Here is a 24,328-nt window from a genome sequence, read left to right on the forward strand (position 1 = left end):
CCGCTCACTCCCCGGAACGGGTTCAGACCGGCGTGGACACGGCCCCGGTGAAGGCCGCCCTCAGGCGCTCCGCCGCGGCCCGCCCGGCGCCGAGCCGGTCCAGGCCGAGCAGCGCGGCGCCGACGATGGGCGGCACGTCGGCGACCACCAGCGTGGCCCGGGGGGCCTGCGCGGCGTACCTGGCCCCGACCAGCTCCATCAGCAACGGGTCGCGGGCGGTCAGCACGCCGCCGCCGAGCACGACCTCGCAGGGCTCGGCGAGCAGGCCGAGGCGGCGCAGCGCCACCACCCCCATGACGGCCACCTCGTCGGCCTGGCGTTCCACCAGCGCCCTCGCGACGGCGTCCCCCTCGGCCGCCGCCGCGAACAGGTCGGGCACAAGGCCGTGGAGCCGCTCCGAGGACAGGTCGCCGAAGTGCAGCCCGAGGACCACATCCTCGGCCCGCCGTGCGCCGAAGAACAGGCGGACCGCGTCCAGCAGGAGGGTCGCCGGGCCCCGGCCGTCCTCGGCGCGCACGGCGTGCCAGAGCACCTCCTCGCCCAGCCCGAGGCCGCCGCCCCAGTCCCCGCTGATCTTGCCGAGAGCCGGGTACCTGGCCACCTCGCCGGTGGGGGAGACCCCGACCGCGTTGATACCGGCGCCGCAGACCACCGCCACGCCCCACGGCTCCGACGCCCCCGCGCGCAGCAGCGCGAACGTGTCGTTGCCGACGACGACCTCGCGGCCGTACCCCCGGCTGAGGATCTCCTCCCGGAGCAGGTCCTCCTCGATCGGAAGGTCCGCCCCGGCCACGTAGGCGGCGACGTGGTCGGCGTACGGGGGCGGGGTGCCCGCGCCGAGCGCGAGCCGCACGGCCTCCCCGATCACGTCGATCGCGGCGGGCACTCCCGCGCTCTGCGGGACGAACCCCGCGCCCCGGCCCCGGGCGAGGACGGTGCCGTCCTCGCCGACCAGGGCCACGTCGGTCTTGCTGTTCCCGCCGTCGACGGCGAGCACGGTCCTCACGCCCGCACCGCCCCGTCGCCGGCCCAGGGAAGGAACGAGCGGTTGGCCGCGACCAGCCGCTCGGCCAGGTCCGCCGACAGGGACGCCTGCCCGATCAGCGGGTTGGCGAGCAGGGCGTCGGTGACGCGGTCCACGCCGCCGTGCAGCGCCGCTTCGAGGGCGAGCGCCTCGTAGGCGGTGACGTGGGCGATGAGCCCCGCGTACAGCGGCTCGACCGGGTCGACGGGCAGTGCCACGGCTCCGGAGGCCCCGACGCGCGCCGGCACCTCGATCACCGCGTCGTCGGGGAGGAACGGCAGCGTGCCGTCGTTGCGCAGGTTGACGACCTGGGTGTCCCCCCGGTCGTTGACCAGTGAGGCGATCAGCGCGACCGCCGACTCCGAGTAGAAGGCGCCGCCCCGCTTCTCCAGCAGCTCGGGCTTGGTGTCCACGGCCGGGTCGGCGTACATCGCGAGCAGCGACTCCTCCATGGCCGCGACCTCGGCCGCCCGCGAGGGCTTGGACCTCTGCTCGGCCACCACGGCGTCGTGCTCGTAGAAGTAGCGCAGGTAGTACGACGGCACGACGCCGAGCCTGCGGATGAGCGGCGCGGGCAGGCCGACGTCGGCGGCGATCTCCTCGCCGTGCTCGGCGAGCAGCTGGGGGAGCACGTCCTTTCCGTCCAGGTAGACGGCCCGCTCCCAGGTCAGGTGGTTGAGCCCGACGTGGCCCAGCGAGATGCGGTCCGGCGTGACCCCGAGGCCGGCGGCGAAGCGCCGCTGGAAGCCGATCGCCACGTTGCACAGGCCGATGGCCCGGTGCCCCGCCCGCAGCAGCGCCCGCGTGACGATGCCCACCGGGTTGGTGAAGTCCACGATCCACGCGTCCGGGGCGGCCTTGGCCACCCGTTCGGCGATGTCGAGCACGATCGGCACGGTGCGCAGCGCCTTCGCCAGGCCCCCCGCCCCCGTGGTCTCCTGCCCGACGCAGCCGCACGCGAGGGGCAGCGTCTCGTCGACGTCGCGCGCCGCCTGTCCGCCGACCCGCAGCTGGAGCAGTACGGCCTGCGCTCCCGCGACCCCGTCCTCGACGGTGGTGGCCGTGCTCACCGTGGCCGGATGACCGGCCCGCAGCAGCATCCGCGACGCCATCGCCGACACCAGGGACAGGCGCCGCTCGTCGGGATCGATGAGCACGATCTCCGACAGCGGCAGCTCGTCGCGCAGGCGGGCGAACCCGTCGATCAGCTCCGGCGTGTAGGTGGAGCCGCCCCCGACAACGGCCAGTTTCATCACTTGACTCCCGTCAGCTTTACGCCTTCGATGAATGCCTTCTGGGCGAAGAAGAAAACGACGATCACCGGTGCCATGGCGAGCAGGGTGGCGGCCATGGTCAGGTTCCACTGGACGCGGTGCACGGCTCTGAAGGATGCGAGGCCGAGCGACAGCGTCCAGTGCGAGGTGTCGGTCCCCGCGTACAGCAGGGGCCCGTAGTAGTCGTTCCAGCAGTAGAAGAACTGGAACAGCGCGACGGCGGCGATCGCGGGCCGCGCCATCGGCAGGATGACCCGTATCAGGGTGCGGAACTCGCCGCAGCCGTCCACGCGCGCGGCGTCGGAGTACTCCTTCGGGATCGTCACCAGGAACTGCCGGAGCAGGAAGATGGAGAACGCGTCGCCGAGCAGCATGGGAATGATCAGCGGCCACAGCGTCCCCGTGAGGTGGAACCGCGCCCAGATCAGGTAGATCGGCACGGCCACGACCTGCGGCGGCAGCATCATGGTGGTGATCACCAGCAGGAACGCCAGCTTGCGCCCCCGGAAGCGGAACCGCGCCAGCGCGTACGCCACCGGGATCGACGAGACCAGCATGAACACGGTGGCGAGCACCGAGTACATCAGCGTGTTGAGGATCCAGGTGAGCAGGGGCGCCTTCACGAAGATGTCGCCGAAGTTGCCCCACTCCCAGTCCGCGGGCCACAGCTGCGAGGTGAGGGCCTGGTGGTCGGTCATGACGGCGGTCAGGCCGATGAAGACCAGCGGGCCGAGGAACATGATCGCGAGCGCGAGGGCGAGCGCGTGGGTGGCGATCCACCCCAGCGCGGCGCGCCTGCGGTGGTCGCGTGGCCGGCGCGCGCCGGTCTCGCGGGCCGTCGGAGACGGCGTGAGGGCAACGGTCATGCCTCCTCCTCGGCGAGGCCACGGAACTGGCGCAGCAGGAAGATCGTGAACACCATCGACACCGCGAAGAGGATCAGCGCCAGAACGCAGGCGTAACCCATCGCGAAGTCACGGAAACCCTCCTGGAAGAGCCACTCGGGGAAGGTCAGGGTGGACTGGTCGGGATAGCCGGGGGTGAAGACCGACCCGGCGGAGTCGGTGGACCCCGACGCCACCCGGGCGGCCACCATGGCCTGGGTGAAGTACTGAAGCGTCTGGATCACTCCGGTGATGGTGGCGAACATCAGCACCGGCCTGATCACCGGCAGGGTGATGTGGAAGAACTGCCGCCATCCGCCGGCCCCGTCCAGGGCCGCGGCCTCGTAGAGCTGCTTGGGCACGTCCAGCAGGGCCGCCAGGAAGATGACCATGAGGTCGCCCACCGACCACAGCGCCAGCAGCGTCAGCCCCGGCTTGGACCACGCGGGGTCGCCGAACCAGTCGGGGGAGGGGATGCCGACCGCGTTGAGGATCGTCGGCACCGGCCCCGTGCCCGGGTTGAGCAGGAACACGAAGCCCAGCGTCCCGGCGACCAGCGGCACCAGCGAGGGAAGGTAGAAGATCGTCCGGAAGAACCCGACGCCCGCCTTCAGCTTGGTCACCAGCTGCGCCACGCCGAGGCCGAACAGCACCCGCAGCGGCACCATGACCGCGACGAGCCACAGCGTGTTCCTGATGGACGTCCAGGCCGCCTCGTCCTGCCAGAAGTACTTGTAGTTCAGGAACCCGACCGGTTCGAGGGTGAACAGGTCGTAGCGCTGGAAGGAGAAGTAGACGGTCGCGATCAGCGGATATGCGAAGAAGACCGTGAACCCGACCAGCCAGGGGGACAGGTAGAGCAGCGCCATGAGGCCCCCGCGGTACCGGCCCTTGTGCCTGGCCGGCACCGCGGTCCCCCCGCGCCCGAGCGTCGTCGTGGCCATGTGATCAGTTGCCCGCGGTCAGCTTGAGCTTGTCGTTGATCTTCTTGTCCGCCTCGGTCAGCACCGCGCCCAGATCGGGCGCCCGGCCGGACTCCCACTTGATCTGCGCCTCCTGCAGGGTCTGCTGGTTGAACACCGAGTTGATGTGCGCGGGCAGCGTGCTGCTGTTGGGGTTGGCGAAGATGTCGAGGAAGGTCTGGAAGTTGGCGTCCTTGTCCAGCTTCGGCGACTGGAGCGCGGGCAGCGTGCTCGGCACGTTGCGGAGCGCGTTGGACAGGCTCACCACGGCGTCGGTGTCGGTGGTCAGGTACTTCACCAGGTCCCAGGCCGCCTCGGGGTGCTTGGCGCCGCGCGGGATGCCGATGACCGTGCCCGCGATGAAGCCGCCCCCGTAAAGCTGGGGCTTGTCATCGGCCACCGGGAGCGGGGCGGTGCCGTAGTCGAGGTCCTTGGCGTCGGCGGCGATCATGGCGTTGCGCCACTCGCCGTCGATCGCCATGGCGACCTTGCCCTTGTTGAACGGGTTGTCCGCCGACCACTCGTCGCCCAGGCTTTTGCGGAACTTCTCCAGCTTGTCGTACCCGAACCAGTCGACCAGGTCCTTCTGCCAGGTCATGAGCTGCTTCCACGCCGGGTCGGAGCCGATCGCCGAGGTGCCGTCGGGGTTGGTCCACTTGGCGCCGACCATCGTGCCGGTGTGGATCGGGGCGTTCTCGTACATCTGGCTGCTGGGGACGAAGCCGGCGACCTTGATGTTCCCCTGCGCGTCGCGCACGGTGAGCTTCTTGGCCAGGGCCGTCAGCTCGCTGAGCGTCTTCGGCGGCTCGGCGCCCTTCATCAGCTTCTTGTTGTAGTACAGGCCGTAGGTGTCGGCGAGCATGGGCATCACGCAGCGCTTGCCCTCGTACTGGGTGTACTCCGCGATCACCTTGGGGAAGATCGATTCGTCGATCTTGCTCGCGGCCAGGTACGGCTTGAGGTCCTGGAAGATCCCGGTCTTGCAGAAGGTCGCCACGCTGTCGGTGGTGAACGACAGCGCCACGTCCGGCGGGTTGCCGCCGCGGGCCGACTGGATGATCTGGTCGTCCTGGATCGCCTTGGTCGTGTTGACCGTGATCCACGGATACTTCTGCTTGAACCCGGCCAGGGCGTCGTCGAACGCCTTGAGCTCGTTGTCGGCGCTGAAGCCGTGCCACATGGTGATCGTGACGGGCTGCCGGTCCGGCGTGCTTCCCGCGGCCGGGGGCTTCGGCGCGTTCTCGGTGCCCGCCGTGCAGGCGGCCGGCGCGAGCACGGCGAGACCCGCCGCCGCGACGAGCAGCAGAGGTGATTTCACGGGGGATGCCTCCCATGGGGTGGTGGATGATCAGGAGGGTCGGGCTAGGAGGGGACGGTCGAGCTGAAGATCTCGTCACGGGCCGTGGCGAGGGCGAGGCCGAGGGCGCCGGTCAGCACCGGGTTGGTCTCGACGGTGGACATCCGCACGGGCGGGCGCGGGAAGGTCAGCGCGTGCAGCTCCTGCTCGACGAGCTCGGACAGCACGTCCCCACCGGCGAGCAGCATGCCGCCGGTCAGCACGACCAGCTCGGGGTCGACCACCGCGGTGATCGGCGCGAGGCCCATGGCCAGGCGCGCCGCGATCTCGCGCAGCGCCCGCCCGGCGCGCTCGCCCCGGACGCCGCCCAGCGCGGCGTCCCGTACGGCGTTGCGTATGGCGTGCGCGGGGTCCTGGCCGCGCAGGCCGTGGGAGCGCATGAGCTTCAGCACGGCGGGGCCGCCCGCCAGGGCCTGGAAGCCGTGGTCGCCGCGCTTGCCGGTCTCCCTGGACGTCGGCGCGCCCACGGTGGGCATGTAGCCGACCTCCCCGGCGCCGCCGGTGGCCCCCCGGTGGAGCCTCCCGCCGAGCACCAGCGCGGCCCCTATGCCCTCGTCGGCCCACAGCAGCACGAAGTCGTCGTGGCCGCGCGCGATGCCGTGGGCCTGCTCGGTCAGGGCGACGAGGTTCACGTCGTTCTCCACGTCGACCGGCACGCCGAGCCCGTCGCGCAGCGTGCCCACGAGGTCGGGGATGTGCCAGCCGGGGATGTGGGCGGCGTAGCCCAGCCTGGCCGTGGCGGGGTTGACGGCTCCCTGGATGCCGATCACGACGCGGTGCAGGGCGGCCGGGTCGACCCCCGCCTGGAGGCAGGCCCCGTTGACGGCGTTGCGCACCTTCTCGACCACGTCGCCGGCGCTCCTGCCGGGGGTGGGCAGGCGGTACTCCGCCATCACGGCGCCGGTGATGTCGGCGACCGAGGCCGCGATGCGCGCGGGGGTCACGTCGAGCGCGACCACGAACGCGGCCAGGGGGTTGATGCGGTACAGCTCCGCCGTGCGGCCGGGCAGGCCCTCCCGGATGCCGTCCAGCACGACCAGGCCGGCGTCCTGCAGCCGTGAGAGCAGCTGGGAGGCGGTGGGCTTGGAAAGGCCCGTGAGCGCTCCGAGCTCGGGACGGGTGAGCGGCCCGCGTTCGAGCAGAACCTGGAGGGCGGCGCGATCGTTGATCGCCCGCAACAGACTCGGCGTTCCCGGCTGCGTGTTCACCGTACCGCTCCTCGTTCCAGCCGCCGGCGCGCCCTATGCACGGGACCGTTCCGGCAGAAGTTAGGAAAGGTTCCTAACTTGTAAGGAACGTACAGGCACGGCCCCGAGCAGGGTCAATAGCCGCTACCAACCTGTGACCAGGTTGGTAGCGGGCGAGGGCGGGCTGACGTGCCGTGATCCCGCCGGCGGGCCTGGCGGGGAAAACGAAAAAGCCGCCTCGGAGGGCGGCGGAGTGAACGGAATGTCCTCGGATCGATCTGCTATTCTGAGGCCTTGTCGTCACATTAAACATAAATAGCATAAAAGGCCCGGAGTTTCACATTACTACCAATAATAATGAAGCAGGGGCTACCCGTCAAATCGAGCTCGCCAAGGAGCAGGAATACGTCACCGGGCTCTACGAGCGGCTCGACCTGCTGCGGGCGCGCACGCGGAAGCAGCTTGACGGCGTGCTCGCCCAGGGCGGTGGCGGCACCCACCAGAACCGCTCCGAGCGCGACTCGTTCGCCGGGATGTATTCCGAGCGCCTCGCGCGGCTGTGGGCCGTCGAGAACGGCCTGTGTTTCGGGCGCCTCGACCTTACGGGGGAGAAACCCCTCTATATCGGCCGCCTGGGCCTGTCGGACGACGACCAGGCACGGCTGCTCATCGACTGGCGCGCCCCGGTGGCCCAGCCGTTCTACCGTGCCACGCCCGCCGTCCCGATGGGCGTGACCCGCAGGCGCCACCTGCAGACCAGGGGACGGCGCGTCATCGGCGTCGACGACGACCTGCTCGACCTCGACCGGCTGACCGAGGCCGACCGCGCCACGCTCAACGGCGAGGCGGCCCTGCTGGCCGCCCTGGACGAGAAGCGCACCGGGCGCATGCGCGACATCGTGGCCACCATCCAGGGCGAGCAGGACCGCGTCATCCGCAGCGACCTCAACGGCATGCTGGTGGTGCAGGGGGGTCCTGGCACAGGCAAGACCGTCGTCGCCCTGCACCGCGCCGCCTACCTGCTCTACACCCACCGCGAACGGCTGGCGCGCCGGGGCGTGCTGATCGTCGGCCCGAACCTCACCTTCCTGCGCTACATCGAGCAGGTGCTGCCCTCCCTGGGCGAGACCGACGTCCTGCTGTCCACGGTCGCCGAGCTGTACCCCGGGATCACCGCCACGGCGCGCGAGTCCGCCCGGGCCGCCGAGATCAAGGGCTCCATCCGGATGGCCGACGTGGTGGCGAAGGCCGTGCACGACCGCCAGCGGGTGCCGAGGCGGCCGATCGACATCGACCTCGGCAGGTACACCCTCCGGCTGGACCAGCGCACCTGCGACGCGGCCAGGAACCGCGCCGCGCGCAGCCGCCGCCCGCACAACCAGGCCAGGGCCGTCTTCGTCCGCCACATCCTGAACGCGCTGGCCAAGCAGGCCGCCAAGGCGCTCGGCCGTGGCATGCTCGACGAGGGCGACCTCGCCGACCTGCGCGAGGACCTGCGCACCGAGCCCGCCGTGAAGACGGCGCTCAACCGCCTGTGGCCCTACCTCACCCCCCAGCGGCTCCTCATCGGCCTGTTCGGCTCCCGCGAGCGCATGGCGTACGCCGGGCTCACCCCCGCCGAGCAGGACGCGCTGTACCGCGAGGTCCCGCGCGGCGGCGGCGACCACTGGACCGAGGCCGACGTGCCGCTGCTGGACGAGGCCGCCGAGCTGCTCGGCGACATCGACGCCGGGGTGCTCCGCGCCGCCGCGATGCACGCCGAGGAGGAGCTCGCCGCCGCCCGGCGCGCCGAGGAGGCCGAACGCGACTCCGAGCTGACCTACGCCCGCGAGGTCCTCGAACTGACCGGCATGTCGGACATCATGGACGCCGAGCGGTTCGCCGCCAGGCACCGGGGCGACGACATCCACCTGACGACCGCCGAGCGCGCCGCCGCCGACCGCACGTGGGCGTACGGGCACATCATCGTGGACGAGGCGCAGGAGCTGTCGGCCATGGCCTGGCGCATGCTGATGCGCCACAGCCCGAACCGGTCGATGACCATCGTCGGGGACATCGCCCAGACCGGCTCGGTCGCGGGCACCGCCTCCTGGGGGCAGGTCCTCGACTCCTACGCGGGCGGGCGCTGGCGCGAGGAGACCCTCACCGTCAACTACCGCACCCCTGTGGAGCTGATGGCCGTCGCCGCCGACGTGCTCAAGCTGGTCGGCCCGGACCTCAGGGCCCCCGAGTCGGTCCGCGAGACCGGCGTACGGCCCTGGGCGCGCCGCGTCGGCGGCACCGGCGAGCTGGGCCCGATCGTGCGCGGCGAGATCGTCGAGGGCGGGCGGCTCGTCGTGATCGTCCCCGAGACCCGCGCGGCCGAGCTCGGCGAGGCCGTGACCTCGTCGGTCCCCGGCGCGGTGGCCGGGCCGGGAGCCGACGCGCTGGAGGCCCCGGTCGCCGTGCTGACCGTCGCGGACGCCAAGGGCCTGGAATTCGACGGAGTCGTCGTCGTTGAACCGGGCGAGATCCTGGCCGAGTCGCCACGCGGGGCCAGCGATCTTTACGTCGCCCTGACCCGGGCGACCCGGAGGCTTGGGGTCGTCCACACCGGGGAACTGCCCGCCGTGCTGTCCAGGTGCGCCGGCACGTGACCGGCGGGGGCCCGCGTCACGCCGCGCGAGTGGAGCGAGCGCCATAAATACGCCTCCCCGAGTGCGGACATCGGTACACATGACGGCATTGACGGCACTCACGTCGCCTGTCCTAGCTGCGAAAACTTGGTGTTTCCGCTGATCGGGACACGGTTGACATCTGAGCTGAGGTCGGTAGTTTGCTGGACAGTCCAGCACGGGACTACCGGTTGGCCGTCTTCAGACATCGTCGGATTCTGCGTCATGACGGAGCACGACTCCGTCTGCTCAGCCAGGCGCAGCGCTGGCGTTCCGTCGAGTCGGGGCACCCCAGCCGGATGGGGGGTTGGACCCGGGAGGGGCCTGGACACCCAGTAGACAACGGAACTCCGCGCTCGCCGCCGACGGGACGGATCCGGTCCGAAGGGTCGTCCAGGCCCTCTTCCCGTCCCGTGCCGCAACCGCAGTGTGGTTCCTGGGTTCCCCGCGCAAGCAGGGGGAGACCCAGGGATCACCATGCGTGATCTTTCGCCGCCGCGCCAGCCCGGCGGTTGGAGCCGGGTCCGCTGGGCGGTAGCGTTCGGTGGTTACCGATGGACCCGTGAGAGAAGACCCCGCCCCTGTGGCCCAGCGAACGGTGCAGGACGACCAGCGGGCGCCGGCCGTTTCCGGCGCTCCGTCCCGTTCGCGCGTCCTGTGGCGGCTCGCGTCCTGCCTGGTGGGCGGGGTGCTGCTGTTCCTGGCCTTCCCCCCGGCGGGGCTGTGGTTCCTCGCGCCCCCCGGCGTCGCGCTGCTCACGCTCGCGGTCCGCGGCGTCCGCGCCCGCCGGGCCGCCTGGCTCGGGTACCTCGGCGGCGCCGCCTTCCTGTTCCCCGCGCTCGCCTGGGTGCGGCCGATCGGCGACGACGCGTGGCTGATCCTGGTGGCGGTCGAGAGCCTGTTCTTCGCCGCGATGTCCGCCGGGGTCGCCCTGGTCGCCCGGCTGCGCGCCTGGCCCCTGTGGGTCGCCGCCCTGTGGGTCGCGCAGGAGTGGGCCAGGGGGTTGTTCCCGGTGGGCGGCTTCCCCTGGGTGCGCGTCGCGTTCAGCCAGGGCCGCTCGGCGTTCACCCCGTACGCGGCGCTCGGCGGCGCGCCGCTGGTCACCTTCGCGGTGGTGCTCTGCGGGGCCCTGCTGGCCCTGCTCGCCGTACGGCTCGCGCCCCGGCGGTGGACCAGGGAGATCGCGTTCCTGCTGGCCGGTGTGGTGGCGGTGCCCCTGCTCGGGTACGCCGTGCCGCGGCCCGGCGCCGAGGCGGGGAGCGTGCGGGTCGGCGTGATCCAGGGCGACGTTCCGGGCCAGGGCATGGGCTTCCTCGGCGACGAGCCCTCCGTCGTGCTGCGCAACCACGCCGACAAGACCCACGAGCTGGCGCGGGCGGTCCGGGCGGGGAAGGTCCAAAGGCCCGACATCGTGGTGTGGCCTGAAAATTCCACGGACATCGACCCCTACCGCAGCTCCTTCGCCTACGGGATCATCGACTCGGCCGTGCGCGACATCGGGGTGCCGGTGCTGGTGGGCGCGGTGGTGCGATCAGCGGACGGGCAGCACAGGTACACGCGAGGCATCGTCTGGGACCCGGCGAGCGGTCCCGGCGCCTACTATGACAAGCGAAAGCTTGTGCCGTTCGGCGAGTTCGTCCCCTTCAAGGACCTTCTCGCGAAGTTCATCAAACGCATCAACCTCGTCGGCCTGCAGTCGCTGGCCGGCACCCGCGACGGTGATCTGAGGATGGGGCCGGTGACGGTGGGCGCGGTCGAGTGCTACGAGGTCGCCTTCGACGACATCGTGCGGAGCACCGTGCGCGCCGGCGGCACCCCGATCGTGGTGCAGACCAACAACGCCACCTACGCCCTGACCAACCTCCCGCCCCAGCAGCTCGCCATGTCGCAGCTGCGGGCCGTGGAGCACAACCGGGCGGTGATCACCGCCGCCACGACGGGCATCTCGGCCTACGTCGACCCGGGCGGCCAGGTGCACTGGCGGACCGCCGAGCGGGTCGCGGACATGGCCGTGGTGACCGTCCCGGCCCGTACTGGTGAGACCCTCGCGACCCGAGTCGGGGCCCTGCCTGAGTGGGCCCTGCTGCTGGCCGGGGCAGGCGCCCTTGCCGCCGCCCTCCGGCGGCGCCCGGCGCCACAACAGGACCGAACCGATGAAGAGGACGGGTGATGGAGCGGATCCTCGGGCGGGTACTTGTCATCGTTCCCACGTACAACGAGCGCGAGAACCTGCCGATGATCGCGGGACGGCTGCGGGCGGCGGTGCCTGACGCCCATCTGCTGGTCGCCGACGACAACAGCCCCGACGGCACCGGGGCCGTGGCCGACGAGCTCGCCGCCGGCGACGACCACGTCCACGTGCTCCACCGCACCAGCAAGCAGGGGCTCGGCGCCGCCTACATCGCCGGGTTCCGCTGGGGCCTCTCCCAGGGCTTCGACGTGCTGGTCGAGATGGACGCCGACGGCTCCCACAAGCCCGAGGAGCTCCCCCTGCTGCTCGACGCGCTGTCGAACGGCGCCGACCTCGTGATCGGGTCGCGCTGGGTGCCCGGGGGCAAGGTGGTCAACTGGCCGGCCCGGCGGGAGTTCCTGTCGCGGGGGGCCAACACCTACGCCCGCCTCATGCTGGGCCTGCCGGTGCGCGACACCACGGCGGGCTTCCGCGCCTACCGCGCCTCGACGCTGGAGAAGATCGGGCTGGACGACGTGGAGTCCCAGGGCTACTGCTTCCAGGTCGACCTGACCCTGCGCACCATCCGCAACGGCCTGCGGGTCGTCGAGGTGCCGATCACGTTCGTCGACCGCATCGTCGGGGCGAGCAAGATGAGCCGCTCGGTCGTCGCCGAGGCCCTGTGGCGGGTCACCCTGTGGGGTGTCGCCGGGCTGCCGCGCCGCATCAGCAGGGCCCGCTGACCTCTCCCCGCCCACCGCGGAGCGGGGCCGGGCCCCACCGCGCCGGCGGGTCGCCAGAGGTGACCGTCTTGAGCAGGTGAGGGGCGAGGGCCGCCGCCTGGGCCCGGATCTCGGGGATCGCGGTGGTCTCGTAGCGCGTTCCGCGAAGCGTCGGCCCGAGCGTGACGATCCGGTCGTCCGGCCGTCCCGCCGCGTTCAGCACCCTGCCGCCCGCATCGGCGTCCATCCCTAGCCCCAGCGGGTCGAGCCGCACCAGGCCGTCGCCGAGCAGGCGAGCCACCAGAGGGTCCCGGGCGATGCCGAACGCGGGGCCGGTGCCGTTCACCAGCCGGCCGACGCGCAGCTCGCGAGCCGTGACCCCGTCGTCCACCTGGACGGCCAGCCCTCCGTGCTCGGGCGCTGCGCCGGTCACCCGGCCGCGGAGCACCCGCAGGCGGCCGGTCGCCCGCAACTCGGCGACGCGGTCGGCGGTCGCGGGCGGGACGCGGTGGCGGTGGACCTCCCAGTAGCGGGCGGCCAGGCTCAGGAACCGCCGCTGCTCGCCCGTGGGAAGCCGCGACCACAGCTCAGGTACGCGGGGTCGCAGGCCGTCGACCACGCCGTACCAGTCGCCGTCGTTGTCCCGGACGGCGGCGCGGACCGCTCGCAGCAGAGCCGCGAGGCGCAGGGGGCCGTCCGGTATCGGCGTCTCGACGCAGGGCGGGGAGGGGCGCCGGTGCGGCCGGGGGAGCAGCCCGTGCCGGGACACCGCGTACACCACCGCCTCGGGGGACGCCCGGGTCACGGTGACCGCGATGTCCACCATGGTCAGGCCGGTGCCCACCACCAGCACGTCGCCATGCTCGCCGATCCCGGCGAGGGCGGCGGGGGCCCAGGGGTCGGGGACGTAGCGGTCGTCGCCCGCGAGGTGGGGCCAGGCCGTGCCCGCGGGGTCGCCGGTGGGGTTGCCGGTGGCCAGCACGGCGGCGTCGGCCTCGACGGACCGCCCGTCCGACAGGTGCACGCACAGCGACCCCTGCCGGGTGATCGCCCGCGCCGTGCCGGTCACCCGGGTCACCCGGTGGCCGGGCCCGGTCGCGGCGTCCAGGACATGGCGCAGGTAGCGGCCGTAGGCCTCACGGGGGAAGAAGTCGGACGCGGCCACGTCGAGGCCGCTCTCACGGGCCCACGTCAGCAGATGGCCGCGGTCGTCCTCCAGAGCGCTCATCTTGTCGACGCAGGCGTTGAGGAGATGGTGCGGGTCGGTCGTGGAGTAGGCCTGCCCGAGCGCGTGCCTGCCGTACCGGTCGATCAGCGTCACGCGCAGCGGCGTCCCTCGCGCCCGGGCGAGGTGGAGCAGGTGGATCGCCGCCAGCGTGCCGCTGGCGCCGCCGCCCACGACCGCGACCACAGGAGAGCTCGCCACGCGGCCAGCTTAGCAGAGTTTTCCTATAGGTTAAGTAGGTAATCTGATCGCGCCATAACGCTTGCCTGTGAATCATGGTCCCGGTTCGCCGATACGCCGCCGCCCGTGGAACGCTCTAGCCAGGCGAGCGGTGAGGATCAGGTGAGGATCAGGTGTCATCGGGTAGCGGGGGATCGGCATGGCGGCGCGCCGCCCGGAAGATCGCCTCAGCCGCGGGGGCTCTCGCGGTGGCGCTGGTCCTGGCGAGCTGCGCCTCCGGCGGCACCGCGGGCGACGCGGCTCCCGCCCAGCCGGCGCCGACGCCCGGCGCCGGAGTGCGCAAACCGCCGGGAGCCGACCCCGCGTGGCCACGCTGGGGGTTCACCCACACAGGGGTCAGCGCCAACAACGTCACCGATCGCTTCGAGCAGGACGTGGCGCGGGCGCTCGCCCAGACCCCGATGCTGCAGAACCAGCACATCATGGGGTTCGGGGCGCTCAACCCCGAGCCGCGCCCGCAGGAGTTCTTCTGGGAGGACCTCGACAGCCGCACGAACCTCATGAGGCAGTCCGGCGGCACGCAGATCCTCACGCTCTGCTGCGCTCCCGACTGGATGAAGGGCGGCCCCGAGGGCCCGACCCAGGAGTCCGCCTGGAAGGAGCACCTGGAGGACGCTCCCTACCCCGAGCACTTCGACGACTTCGCCAAGCTGTCGGCGGCCGTCGCCGCGAAGTACCCCGACGTCGGGTACTTCATGGTGTGGAACGAGCTCAAGGGCTTCTGGAAGGACCACTCCAAGCCCGCGGACATCAAGGGCTACACCGAGCTCTACAACAAGGTCTACGACGCGGTGAAGGCCGTACGGCCCGACGCCAAGATCGGCGGCCCCTACATCGGCTTCGACAGCAACAAGACCGGGAGCTCCGAGCTGCGGGGCCCGTGGGGGGTCGTCAACCAGAACGCCCTGGACGCCTTCGAGTACTGGTTCAAGAACAAGAAGGGCGCCGACTTCGTCGTGGTCGACGGCGCCTCGCTGACCGACGCGCACCAGATGCTCCCCGACGCGTTCGGGGCGCTGAGCAAGTTCAGCGCGGTCACCACCTGGCTGCGCCAGAAGACCGGTGACCTGCCGGTCTGGTGGTCGGAGTGGTACTTCGTCCCCGAGGACGGCACCACGTGGTCCGAGCCCATGCGGCTCGCCGTCCAGGCCGCCTCCATGATGGAGTTCGCCAGGAGCGGCGCCACCACGGCGCTGTACTGGAATCCGCAGGCCAAGCAGGGCGCCTGCCAGGGCTGCATGTGGGACCCCCTCACCGGCGCCGCGCTCCCGACCGGCCGGCTGGTGAGCGACTTCGCCAGGTGGTTCCCCGCCGGAGCCGACGTGGAGCAGGTCGCCACCTCCGATCCCAAGGTGCGGGCCCTGGCGCAGCCCCGGCAACTGGTGATGGTCAACACCGCGGGCGCCCAGATCACCGCGACCGTGGACGGCAAGCAGTTCACTCTGCGGCCCTACGAGATCAGGTGGAGCGACCGCTAGCCCCCGGACGACAGCGAAGCGCGGCGGCCGGCGCGCCTCGCCGTCGGCCAGGCCGGGCGGCCGGATGGTTGTGCGGCCAGGGTGAATGGGCTTGAGTCTCCTCTAAGGGGAGGCGCGAGGGTGGGGGCATGGACGGCGGCACGCTCTACTCGATCGGTGATCTGGCCCGGCGGACCGGGCTGACGGTCAAGGCCATCCGGTTCTACTCGAACCTTGGAATCGTGCCGCCGGCCGACCGAAGCCCGGCCGGCTACCGCCTCTACGGCATCGACGCCGTCGCACGCCTGGACCTCGTACGGACGCTGCGCGACCTGGGACTGGACCTTCCCACGATCCGGAAGGTCGTGGACCGGGAGATCTCGCTTCCCGAGGTCGCCGCGGCGCACGCCGAGGCACTCGCGGTGCAGATCCGAACGCTGCGCCTGCGGCGCGCGGTGCTGACGGCGGTGGCCAGGCGCGGGTGCACCCCTGAGGAGATGGATCTCATGCACAAGCTCGCCAAGCTCTCCGAGGAAGAACGCCGACGTCTGATCGGCGAGTTCCTCGACACCGCCTTCGGCAGCCTGGACGCCGACCACGAATTCGTGGGGATCATGCGCTCGCTGACCCCGGAGCTGCCCGACAACCCCGAGGCCGAGCAGGTCGAGGCATGGGTGGAGCTGGCCGGACTGTCCCAGGACCCGGACTTTCGCGCCAGTGTGCGGCGCATGGCCGAGCACCATGCGGCCGACCGGGCCGAGGGCGGCACCACGCGCCCGCGCCGGGACCCTGCCGCGATGGTCCGTGACCAGGTCGCCCCGGCGCTGGTAGCCGGTCTCGACCCGGCCTCGCCCCAGGCCGATCCGGTGGTCGCGGCGGTCATGGCTCAATACGCGCGCGTCTTCGGGGGCCCCGACGACGCCGGCCTCCGGCACCGGCTGCTGACCCGGCTGGAGACCGCGAACGACCCCCGCAAGGACCGCTACCTCCAGTTGCTCGCTGTGATCAACGGCTGGCCGCCCCCGGAAAGCCTGGCGCCGGCGCTCGACTGGTTCATCCAGGCCCTGCGACCCCGGCGTCCCGCGACGCCGTGATGTCGAGGACGTCCACCGGCCCGTCGACGATCAGTGAGCGCGCGCCTTCACCGACCGCGCTCGGGGCGTCGCCTCCCGTGGGGAACCACCGGGGCGGGTCCGGGCGTTGTACGTCGCGAGGTGATGGTGAAGCCATGCTGCGTGTGCTGCTGTTCATAGCGTTCTTGGTCGTGCCGGTGCTGGAGATCTGGGTGCTCATCCAGATCGGCCAGGTGATCGGTGGCTGGCAGACCGTCGGCCTGCTCATTCTCGACAGCGTGCTCGGGGCCTGGCTGGTGCGGCTGGAGGGCCGGCGCGCCTGGCGGGCGCTGCGTGAGGCCCTCAACTCCGGCCGGACGCCCGATCGCGAGCTCACCGACGGCGCCCTGGTGGTAGTGGGCGGCACCCTGCTGGTGGCCCCCGGCTTCCTCAGCGACGTCGTGGGGCTCTTCCTCATCCTGCCGTTCACCCGCCCGATCGCCCGGCGCTGGTTGAGCTGGTTCCTCGGCCGCCGCGTGCGCGTCATGGCCGCGGGGCCGCCCTTCGGCATGATGTTCCCGAGGGGCCCGGGCGCGGCCGGCGAGCCGCGGCGGGACGGTGCCCGGGTCGTCAGCGGGCAGGTGCTCGACGACGAGACGCCCGGCGACCGGGGTCAGGGCGCGTACGGTGCCCCGCCCGCACGGCCGTCCCTGCGCCCGCACGGCGGATCCCCGGACAACGGCTAGGCCCCCTTGGCGGGGGCTTGGGAAGAGACGCGCTCATGAGGCACCGGGCGCCGAGACGCGCCGCCCGGTGCCGGGCAAAGTAATGGCGCCTCCGGTGCCACCCTGAGGTGGACCGAAGGCGCCGCTAGGTTTGGTTCAGGCGCTCTTACGCCGCTGTGCCCGGAGGATCGCCAGACGCTCGTTGAGCACCTCTTCGAGGTCCTCGATCGTCCGGCGCTCCAGTAGCATGTCCCAGTGGGTGCGCGGCGGCTTGGCCTTCTTCTGCTGAGGCTGCTCGGCATCCACCCTTAGGGCGGTGGCGCCGCAACTGCGGCACTCCCATGTAGCCGGGATCTCCGCCTCCGCGGCAAGGGGCACGTCGAAGCGATGGCCCTTCGGGCAGGTGTAAGGCACCTCCTGGCGCGGGGCCAGATCGGTGTTGCGGTCGTTCTCGTAGCTGGTGGCTCCGAGCCGGGTACCGCGAAGTGCACGCTCGCCCATGTTTCAATGCCTCCTGAGGGCCCCATTTTGAGGGGTGGGTCTCCACGGCTTACAACGCTTGATACCGTGGATGGATTCCCACCCTTGGGGTGATCCAATCGCGCTTTTCGTCTCGGGCCCTCGGCGACGCAAAGCTGATCTTCGTGGCGTTACGGGCGGGCGCGTCTCCAGGCTAGACCCGCGCGGGCACCTCGTTGCCCGCCTCGCGGATGGCCCTGGGCAGGTTGACCAGCGTGAGCAGCGCGAAGCCGATCACGAAGAAGATCACCAGCGACAAGATCGCCAGGCGATAGCTGTCGGTGAGCTGGAGGGCCAGAGTAAGGGTCAGCGATCCGAGGAAGGCCGACCCCTTGTCGCTGATCTCGAAGAGGCTGAAGTACTCCGCCTCCTTGCCCGCCGGGATCACCAGCGAGTAGAGCGACCGCGAGAGGGCCTGCGTGCCGCCCAGCACGATCGCGATCAGGAACGCGATCGCGTAGAACTGGATCGCCGCCCCCTTCTGCAGGAAGTACGCGACCCCCACCACGGCCGTCCAGACCACCAGGCTGGCCAGCACCGTGCGCTTGGTGCCGAACCGTGACGCGAGCCACCCGAGCAGCAGTGCCCCGCAGAAGGCCACGAGCTGCACCATCAGGATCGCCGTGATCTGCACGCTCTTGCCGAGCCCGAGCTCCTGGTCGGCGTAGGTCGCCGAGAACGAGATCACGGTCTGCACGCCGTCGTTGTAGATCAGGTAGGCGAGCAGGAACAGCAGGCTGCGGGGGTAGCGGCGCAGGTCCGCGACCGTGCGGCCGAGCTGGCGGAAGCTGCCGCCGACGGCCTGGGCGGGCGTGGTGTCGTGGGAGGCGACCCGGCGGTTGCGCAGGCGCAGCAGCGGGATCACGGTGAACACCGCCCACCACAGGCCCGCCGAGGCCAGGCTGATCCGCACCGCGAGGCCCTGGTCGATGCCGCTGCCCTCGTAGAGGAACAGGTTCACCGCGAGCAGCAGGAAGCCGCCGAGGTAGCCGAATCCCCAGCCGCGCGAGGAGACCGCGTCCCGCTCGTCCGGGCGGGAGATCTGGGGCAGGAACGAGTTGTAGACGACCATGGCCGCGCCGAACGCCACGTTCGCGACGATGAACAGCACCCCGCCCAGCACGTAGGCGTCGCCCGAGACGAAGTAGAAGCCGAGGGTCGCCGCCGCGCCCAGGTAGGCGAAGAGGGCGAGCAGCTCCTTCTTGCGGCCGGTGTGGTCGGCCAGGGCGCCGGCCACCGGCATGATCACGATCTGCAGGACCACCGAGATCGTCACGATGGCCGAGAAGTACGCCTTGGCGCGGAAGTCGAAGCCGAGGAAGCCGACGAACCCATCCTCGCCGCCCGCGGCCTTCTCGGCGAGCGTCGTGAGGTACGGGCCGAGGAAGACGGTGATGACCGTCGTCTGGAAGCCCGAGTTGGCGAAGTCGTACCAGTACCAGCCCCGTTGCTCGCGCTTGCGCGTCTCAGGCAGTTCTTCGGCGGCGATGGAGGTGGTCATGGGGGATGCTCCTGGCCTCGTCGGGGGCACGGCGGAATGGGGGGAAGGTTACGGCGTCGGCGCGGGGTCACGCGTGCGCGTCAGGCCCGGGCGGGTGAGTGGGTCAGGCGTGCGCGGCGGGGCGGCGTGGATGCCACTGGCCCCGGGCGCTGAGGACGTCCCGCAGACCGGAGATGTTGTCGGTCATGATGCCGTCCACCCCCAGGTCGAGGAGGTCCTCCATCACATGGGGATCGTCGACGGTCCACACGTGCACCTGCATCCCGAGGGCGTGGGCCGTACGGACCAGGGCCCGGGTGGTGACCCGCATCCCGCGGAAGCCGACGGGCACCTGCGCGCAGGGGATGCGCTCCTTGGCCAGGCCGCCCAGCAGGCGGCCGTACCCGGAGCCGACGGCGGCGGCGCGCAGCCTGGCGACGCCGCGCGGGCCGAGCGCCGAGCAGACGGGGCGGCCCATGGCCATGCGCGCCCTCGCCAGCCGCACGTCGGAGAACGAGGTCAGGCAGACGCGGTCGTAGGCACCGGTGCGGCGGACGGCCTCCGCCAGCGGGCCGATCGCCTGCGCCTCCTTGACGTCGATGTTGACCCGCACGTCCGGCCAGGTGCCGAGCAGATCCTCCAGCAGCGGGATCTCCTCCACGCCCCCGATGCGGGCCCGCCGCACCTCGCGGTACGGCAGGGTGGCGAGGCGGCCGTGGCGGTCGGTCACACGGTCGAGGGTGTGGTCGTGGAACGCGAGCAGCACCCCGTCGGCCGTCGCGTGGGCATCGGTCTCAAGGTAGGTGTACCCCAGCTCGACGGCCCTGGAGAAGGCGGCCATGGTGTTCTCCCGGCCCTCTGCCGCCCCGCCGCGATGGGCGAAGGCGAGCGGGCCCGGGTGATCGAGAAACGGGAAGCGCTGCTGCACGAGCAGGAGTATCCCCCCTAAAGGTTGCCACGTCAGCCTACGCCCATGAACATTTGGGTCACAAAGGCATCTGTACCCGCCCATGCCCCCAGCGGCCCCACCGACCGCCCGCCCCGGCGTGCCGGTGGGTGGTCAGGAGCCGGTGGGGGTCGGGTGGGACGCCCATTCCTGGCGGCGGGCCTCGGCGAGGACTATGGCGGCGGCGACGCCGACGTTGAAGGAGCCGACGCGGCCGATCTGGGGGATGTAGAGCACCTCGTCGGCGGCGTCCAGCACGGCGGGGGAGCAGCCGTGGTCCTCGCTGCCGAGCACCAGGCACACGTCGCGGTCGAGCCTCGCCTCGTGGAGCGGCACCGCGTCGCCGGTCAGCTCGACCGCGATCACGGTGTAGCCCTCCTCCTTGGCCGCCCGCACGGCCTCGACGGCGGGGACCGGCTCGTGCCAGGGGACCAGCCGGTCGGTGCCGAGCGCGGTCTTCTGCGCCTTGGGGTTGGTGGGCGGCGTGGCGTTGCCGCCCAGCCACAGCTCGTCGGCGCCGAAGGCGGCGGCGGTGCGGAAGATGGAGCCGACGTTGAACGGGCCCGTCACGGACTCCAGGATCAGCGACAGGCGGTTCTCCGTGCCCCGGCGCCAGGTGCGGTTGAGCCGCTTGACGTCGGTGGGGCGTAGCTGCCTGCGGGTGCCTGTGCTCATCGGGCGTTCATCGCTCCTGGTCGTCGGTGGCACCGCCACCTGGGGAAACGTCATCTGTCGAATGGCGGGTCGCGTCCGGTGCGGGGCGGGCGGCGACCCGGAGCACGCGGTAGGCCGACCGGGACGCCACCCGGGTGGTGGCCCAGCCTTGATCCCCGAGCCATCGCTGCAGGGAGTCGGAGCCGAGGTGCTTCTGCACCACCAGGTAGGCCGCCCCGTCGGGGGTGAGCCGGTCGAGCCAGCGGGTGAGCATGGCGTGCAGCGCGGGCTTGCCGATGCGGATCGCCGGGTTCGACCAGATCGCCGAGAAGCGGACGCCGGGCGGGACGTCGTCCACGTGCAGCGACCTTACTTTGTCAAGGCCGGCGGCCCGTGCGTTGCGGTCGCACAGCTCCACCGAGCGCCGGTTGACGTCCACCGCCCACACCGTCGCCTCCGGCGCCCGGGACGCCATGGTCAGCGCGATCGGGCCGTACCCGCAGCCGAGGTCGAGCAGGTCGCCCCGCTGGGGAGGGGCGGGCACGCTCTCGAGCAGCACCCGCGTGCCCGCGTCGAGCCGGTTGGGGGAGAAGACGCCACTGTCGGTGGCGAGGCGCAGGTGCAGGTCGGGCAGGACCACGTCGACCGTGCCCGGCCGGGCGGCCGCGCCCGGCCGCTCCTCGAAGTAATGTGCCCCCTTGGACGTCACGTGGAGACGTTACCAACCGCGGGACGGTGGTCGTGATCGGGCGGGCCCGCCGGCGCCCGCCTCCTTGCGGCGCCCGCCCGCCGGTCAGGGGAGGCGGGAGCCCAGGAGCATGGCGGCGGCGGCCACCAGGAGGCCGGCGAGGATGCCGGCGATGGTGAACCACTGGCCGATCTCCTGGTGCACGACGCGGTATCCCAGGGAGCTTCCGATCTGGCTGTAGACGTCGCGCAGCTCGTCCCCCGACTCGGCGGTGTAGGCGCGCCCGCTGGTGCCGTCGGCCAGGGACTGCAGCGTGGCCTTGTTGACCGGGACCTGCACGTCGCGGCCGTCGATGCTGACCGTGCCCTCCGGCGTGCCGTAGGCGATCGTGGAGACCGGGATGTGGAACCCGGCCGCCGCCTGGATCGCCTCGTTGACCGACCGGCCCGAGGTGTTGTCGCCGTCCGACAGCAGCACGATCGCCGACGGCGGCGGGTCGGTCACGGCCCGCTGGTCGAAGGAGCGCACGGAGTCCAGCGAGTTGAACACCGCCTCGCCGATGGCGGTGCCGGGGCGGGTGGACAGGTTGCCGATCGCGCTGATCACCGCCAGGTGGTCGGTGGTCGGCGAGATCACCACCGACGCCGACCGCGCGAAGGACACCAGGCCCACGTTGAACCGTTCGGGGAGATCCTTGACGAACTGCTGCGCGGCCTGCTGGGCGGCGACCAGCCGGGTCGGGGAGACGTCGGCGGCCTCCATCGACAGCGAGATGTCCACCGCGACGATGATCGTCGCGCGGTCGCGCGGCACCCGCGTGGCGTCGGCCGGCCGCGCGGCGCCCAGCACCAGCAGGCTCATCATCAGCAGGAACAGCGCGGCGGGCAGGTGGCGCCGCCATCCCGGCCGTTCGGGGGCGACGAGGCTGAGCAGGGCGAGGTTGGTGAACCGCACGGCGTACCGGCGGCGGGCGAACTGCAGGTAGACGTACGCGCCCACGATCAGGGCGAGCGCCGCGAACAGCCACAGCCAGCCCGGAGAGAGAAAGATCACGCGCCTGCCCTCCTGGTGGGGTGCCGCCCGGCGAGGTGGGCGGTGCGACGGTGCCTGAGCGTGTACTGGGCGATGTCGTAGACCCAGTCGCGGTCGGTGCGCAGCACCAGGTGGCCGGCGCCGCACCGGCGCAGCGCGAGCCGGGTCGCCTCCCGCTGCGCCGCCGCCGCCTCGGCGTAGTCGCGGCGGATCTTCGGCGACAGGTGGATCTCGCGCGTCCGCCCGGTCTCCGGGTCGGTGAGGGCGACCAGGCCCACGTCGGGCAGATCGAGCTCGCGGGGGTCGATCACCTCCACGGCGAGCACCTGGTGGCGGGCGACCAGGCGGCGCAGCGGCCGCTCCCACTCGCGCTCGGCGCCCGGGTCGCCGCCCCGGCCGAGGTCGAGGAAGTCGGACACGATCACGCGCAGCCCCCGCTTGCGCCGCGCGGCGCCGAGCAGCTGGATGGCCTCGGCCAGGCGCGTCGGCCCGGGCGCGGGCATCCCCCGTGGCGCGTCCAGAAGCGTCTGCAGCAGCGCGTACATCGCGGGACGCCCGGTGCGGGCCGGCAGGCGGTGCACCTGGTCGCCGTGGATGACGTACGCGCCGAAGCGGTCGCCGATGCGGCTGGTCAGGAAGCCCATCGCGGCGACCGCAGCGACCACCAGGTCGCGCTTCTCCATCGCGGCGGTGCCGAAGTCCATGCTGGGCGACAGGTCGGCCAGCACCCACGTCTCCAGCTCGCGGTCGGCGACCAGGTCGCGGACGTGCGGGATCGTCGTGCGGGCCGTCACAGACCAGTCCATGCGGCGCACGTCGTCCTCTCCCGGCACGTACACCCTGCTGTCGCCGATCTCGCTGCCGGCACCCGGCACGAGGCCCTGGTGCTGCCCGTGGAGCAGCCCGTCGAGGCGGCGCACCACCGTCAGCTCCAGGCGGCGCAGGGCGTGCTCGGGGCTCACCTCGCGCCCGGCGCCGGGACCCGTCGGAGCGGTCACCGCTGGGCCTGGTTCCAGACGACGAGCGGGGGCGGCACGGCGGCCAGGACCTGGCGCACCACGTCCTCGGGGTCGACCCCGTCGGCCAGGGCGTCGAAGGTGAGCATGAGGCGGTGCCCCATGACGTCCACCGCGACGTCGCGCACATCGTCGGGGAGCAGGTAGTCGCGCCCGCGCAGCAGCGCCAGCGCGCGGCCCGCCGCGACCAGGCCGAGCGTCGCGCGGGGGCTGACCCCGATCTCGATGGCCTCCTCCAGCTCGCGCAGCCCGTACTCGGCGGGGGAGCGGGTGGCCATCACCAGCCGTACGACGTAGTCGGCGACGAGCTGGTGGACCGACACCTGGTCGGCGAGCTTCTGCAGCGCGAGCAGCCGCGACGGGTCGAGCACCCGGCCGGGCAGCGGCGGCGAGACGCTCATGCGGTGGAGGATCTCCAGCTCCTCCCCGGCGGTGGGGTGGACCACCCGCACCTTGAACAGGAACCTGTCGCGCTGCACCTCGGGAAGGGGGTACACGCCCTCGGACTCGATGGGGTTCTGCGTGGCCAGCACGATGAACGGCCGGGGCAGCGGATGGGTGCGCCCCGCCAGGCTGACCTGGCGCTCGGCCATGACCTCCAGCAGGGCCGACTGCACCTTGGCGGGCGCCCTGTTGACCTCGTCGGCGAGCAGGAAGTTGACGAACACCGGCCCGAGCTCGACGTCGAAGCTCTCGCTGGACGGGTGGTACACCCGGGTGCCGACGATGTCGCTCGGCACGAGGTCGGGGGTGAACTGGATGCGGGCGAAGGTGCCGCCCACCACGGTGGCGAGCGTGGAGGCCGCGAGCGTCTTGGCGACGCCCGGCACCCCTTCGAGAAGGCAGTGACCGCGGGCGAGCAGCGCCACCAGCAGTCGTTCGATCATGTGGTCCTGGCCGACGATGACGCGCCGGACCTCTGTGAGGGACTGCTGGAGGAGACGGAGGTCCGCGTCGGCACCTTCGTCCGGTCCGGATCCGTCACTGCGTTCTTCCGCAACGGTCATGCGGCCATTCCATCAAACACGGCGCAAAGGTGCACGGCACCGTCGCGGTGAGC

The 24,328-nt window shown here is 71.8% G+C and carries 21 protein-coding genes; 6 read left to right on the forward strand and 15 right to left on the reverse strand.

What is annotated here, in order from left to right:
• Positions 1 to 22: 22 nt before the first annotated feature.
• Genes OG589_RS10695 through OG589_RS10720 form a run of 6 tightly spaced genes read right to left on the reverse strand, consistent with a single transcriptional unit; the run spans position 23 to position 6,709 of the window.
• Positions 23 to 1,006 (reverse strand): N-acetylglucosamine kinase, encoded by a 984-nt coding sequence (locus tag OG589_RS10695; RefSeq protein ID WP_405148321.1) that lies wholly within the window; start codon positions 1,004 to 1,006, stop codon positions 23 to 25.
• A complete protein-coding gene (locus OG589_RS10700) occupies positions 1,003 to 2,277 on the reverse strand; it encodes a 6-phospho-beta-glucosidase (protein WP_405148323.1) in 1,275 nt (424 codons plus the stop codon). The genes OG589_RS10695 and OG589_RS10700 overlap by 4 nt, the downstream gene beginning before the upstream one ends.
• Positions 2,277 to 3,164, reverse strand: coding sequence for a carbohydrate ABC transporter permease (locus tag OG589_RS10705; RefSeq protein ID WP_405148324.1), 888 nt, complete (start codon positions 3,162 to 3,164; stop codon positions 2,277 to 2,279). The genes OG589_RS10700 and OG589_RS10705 overlap by 1 nt, the downstream gene beginning before the upstream one ends.
• Entirely contained in the window at positions 3,161 to 4,126 is a 966-nt protein-coding gene (locus OG589_RS10710) for a carbohydrate ABC transporter permease (RefSeq protein WP_405148326.1), read from the reverse strand. Before OG589_RS10710 ends, OG589_RS10705 begins: the two co-directional genes overlap by 4 nt.
• Positions 4,127 to 4,130: 4 nt before the next feature.
• Positions 4,131 to 5,462 carry an ABC transporter substrate-binding protein gene (locus OG589_RS10715; protein ID WP_405148327.1) on the reverse strand — a complete coding sequence of 444 codons (1,332 nt, stop codon included), beginning with the start codon at positions 5,460 to 5,462 and terminating at the stop codon, positions 4,131 to 4,133.
• A 44-nt stretch (positions 5,463 to 5,506) separates the two neighbouring features.
• The gene (locus OG589_RS10720) at positions 5,507 to 6,709 is read right to left on the reverse strand and encodes an ROK family transcriptional regulator (protein WP_405148328.1); all 1,203 of its coding nucleotides are present in this window, start codon (positions 6,707 to 6,709) and stop codon (positions 5,507 to 5,509) included.
• Between the two features lie 449 nt (positions 6,710 to 7,158).
• Here OG589_RS10720 and OG589_RS10725 point away from each other — a divergent pair, with 449 nt between their 5' ends.
• The 3 genes from OG589_RS10725 to OG589_RS10735 all read left to right on the forward strand — a co-directional run bounded on the left by OG589_RS10725 (position 7,159) and on the right by OG589_RS10735 (position 12,255).
• Positions 7,159 to 9,324, forward strand: coding sequence for a HelD family protein (locus OG589_RS10725; protein ID WP_405148330.1), 2,166 nt, complete (start codon positions 7,159 to 7,161; stop codon positions 9,322 to 9,324).
• Positions 9,325 to 9,904: 580 nt separating this feature from the next.
• Complete coding sequence (gene lnt / locus OG589_RS10730) at positions 9,905 to 11,512, forward strand: apolipoprotein N-acyltransferase (protein ID WP_405148332.1); 1,608 nt, start codon at positions 9,905 to 9,907, stop codon at positions 11,510 to 11,512.
• Positions 11,512 to 12,255: a polyprenol monophosphomannose synthase gene (locus OG589_RS10735; protein WP_405148334.1), complete on the forward strand. Its 744-nt coding sequence runs from the start codon at positions 11,512 to 11,514 to the stop codon at positions 12,253 to 12,255. Before lnt ends, OG589_RS10735 begins: the two co-directional genes overlap by 1 nt.
• On the opposite strand, the gene OG589_RS10740 is transcribed toward OG589_RS10735, so the two are convergent.
• Positions 12,239 to 13,660 carry an FAD/NAD(P)-binding protein gene (locus OG589_RS10740; protein ID WP_405148336.1) on the reverse strand — a complete coding sequence of 474 codons (1,422 nt, stop codon included), beginning with the start codon at positions 13,658 to 13,660 and terminating at the stop codon, positions 12,239 to 12,241. The genes OG589_RS10735 and OG589_RS10740 overlap by 17 nt on opposite strands.
• A gap of 152 nt (positions 13,661 to 13,812) precedes the next feature.
• Here OG589_RS10740 and OG589_RS10745 point away from each other — a divergent pair, with 152 nt between their 5' ends.
• The 3 genes from OG589_RS10745 to OG589_RS10755 all read left to right on the forward strand — a co-directional run bounded on the left by OG589_RS10745 (position 13,813) and on the right by OG589_RS10755 (position 16,954).
• On the forward strand, positions 13,813 to 15,177 hold the full coding sequence (locus OG589_RS10745; protein ID WP_405148338.1) for a xylan 1,4-beta-xylosidase: 1,365 nt from the start codon (positions 13,813 to 13,815) through the stop codon (positions 15,175 to 15,177).
• 128 nt (positions 15,178 to 15,305) lie between these two features.
• A complete protein-coding gene (locus tag OG589_RS10750; RefSeq protein WP_405148339.1) occupies positions 15,306 to 16,250 on the forward strand; it encodes a MerR family transcriptional regulator in 945 nt (314 codons plus the stop codon).
• 134 nt (positions 16,251 to 16,384) lie between these two features.
• A complete protein-coding gene (locus tag OG589_RS10755) occupies positions 16,385 to 16,954 on the forward strand; it encodes an FxsA family protein (protein WP_405148341.1) in 570 nt (189 codons plus the stop codon).
• A 135-nt stretch (positions 16,955 to 17,089) separates the two neighbouring features.
• Here OG589_RS10755 and OG589_RS10760 read toward each other — a convergent pair whose 3' ends face one another.
• From OG589_RS10760 to OG589_RS10795, 8 genes are all read right to left on the reverse strand, one after another.
• Positions 17,090 to 17,434, reverse strand: coding sequence for an RNA polymerase-binding protein RbpA (locus OG589_RS10760; protein WP_184981820.1), 345 nt, complete (start codon positions 17,432 to 17,434; stop codon positions 17,090 to 17,092).
• Between the two features lie 172 nt (positions 17,435 to 17,606).
• Positions 17,607 to 18,953 (reverse strand): MFS transporter, encoded by a 1,347-nt coding sequence (locus tag OG589_RS10765; protein ID WP_405148343.1) that lies wholly within the window; start codon positions 18,951 to 18,953, stop codon positions 17,607 to 17,609.
• A gap of 103 nt (positions 18,954 to 19,056) precedes the next feature.
• On the reverse strand, positions 19,057 to 19,860 hold the full coding sequence (locus OG589_RS10770) for a glycerophosphodiester phosphodiesterase (RefSeq protein WP_405148344.1): 804 nt from the start codon (positions 19,858 to 19,860) through the stop codon (positions 19,057 to 19,059).
• Between the two features lie 132 nt (positions 19,861 to 19,992).
• Positions 19,993 to 20,553, reverse strand: a complete 561-nt coding sequence (locus OG589_RS10775) for an RNA methyltransferase (protein WP_405148345.1) — start codon at positions 20,551 to 20,553, stop codon at positions 19,993 to 19,995.
• Positions 20,554 to 20,560: 7 nt separating this feature from the next.
• On the reverse strand, positions 20,561 to 21,241 hold the full coding sequence (locus tag OG589_RS10780; protein ID WP_405148346.1) for a class I SAM-dependent methyltransferase: 681 nt from the start codon (positions 21,239 to 21,241) through the stop codon (positions 20,561 to 20,563).
• Between the two features lie 84 nt (positions 21,242 to 21,325).
• A complete protein-coding gene (locus OG589_RS10785) occupies positions 21,326 to 22,273 on the reverse strand; it encodes a VWA domain-containing protein (protein ID WP_405148347.1) in 948 nt (315 codons plus the stop codon).
• Positions 22,270 to 23,250 (reverse strand): DUF58 domain-containing protein, encoded by a 981-nt coding sequence (locus tag OG589_RS10790; RefSeq protein WP_405148348.1) that lies wholly within the window; start codon positions 23,248 to 23,250, stop codon positions 22,270 to 22,272. The genes OG589_RS10785 and OG589_RS10790 overlap by 4 nt, the downstream gene beginning before the upstream one ends.
• Entirely contained in the window at positions 23,247 to 24,275 is a 1,029-nt protein-coding gene (locus OG589_RS10795) for an AAA family ATPase (protein WP_405148349.1), read from the reverse strand. Before OG589_RS10795 ends, OG589_RS10790 begins: the two co-directional genes overlap by 4 nt.
• Between the last annotated feature and the right edge of the window lie 53 nt (positions 24,276 to 24,328).

This window comes from Sphaerisporangium sp. NBC_01403, from assembly GCF_045040145.1.
GTDB classification, from domain to species: Bacteria; Actinomycetota; Actinomycetes; order Streptosporangiales; family Streptosporangiaceae; genus Sphaerisporangium; species Sphaerisporangium viridialbum.

What these genes read in the sequence shown, in the direction of transcription:
- OG589_RS10765 (WP_405148343.1), bottom strand. Translation starts at nt 18,953, where the DNA reads ATGACCACCTCCATCGCCGCCGAAGAACTGCCTGAGACGCGCAAGCGC.
- OG589_RS10755 (WP_405148341.1), top strand. Translation starts at nt 16,385, where the DNA reads ATGCTGCGTGTGCTGCTGTTCATAGCGTTCTTGGTCGTGCCGGTGCTG.
- OG589_RS10735 (WP_405148334.1), top strand. Translation starts at nt 11,512, where the DNA reads ATGGAGCGGATCCTCGGGCGGGTACTTGTCATCGTTCCCACGTACAAC.
- OG589_RS10700 (WP_405148323.1), bottom strand. Translation starts at nt 2,277, where the DNA reads ATGAAACTGGCCGTTGTCGGGGGCGGCTCCACCTACACGCCGGAGCTG.
- OG589_RS10775 (WP_405148345.1), bottom strand. Translation starts at nt 20,553, where the DNA reads ATGAGCACAGGCACCCGCAGGCAGCTACGCCCCACCGACGTCAAGCGG.
- OG589_RS10795 (WP_405148349.1), bottom strand. Translation starts at nt 24,275, where the DNA reads ATGACCGTTGCGGAAGAACGCAGTGACGGATCCGGACCGGACGAAGGT.
- OG589_RS10750 (WP_405148339.1), top strand. Translation starts at nt 15,306, where the DNA reads ATGGACGGCGGCACGCTCTACTCGATCGGTGATCTGGCCCGGCGGACC.
- OG589_RS10705 (WP_405148324.1), bottom strand. Translation starts at nt 3,164, where the DNA reads ATGACCGTTGCCCTCACGCCGTCTCCGACGGCCCGCGAGACCGGCGCG.
- OG589_RS10760 (WP_184981820.1), bottom strand. Translation starts at nt 17,434, where the DNA reads ATGGGCGAGCGTGCACTTCGCGGTACCCGGCTCGGAGCCACCAGCTAC.
- OG589_RS10710 (WP_405148326.1), bottom strand. Translation starts at nt 4,126, where the DNA reads ATGGCCACGACGACGCTCGGGCGCGGGGGGACCGCGGTGCCGGCCAGG.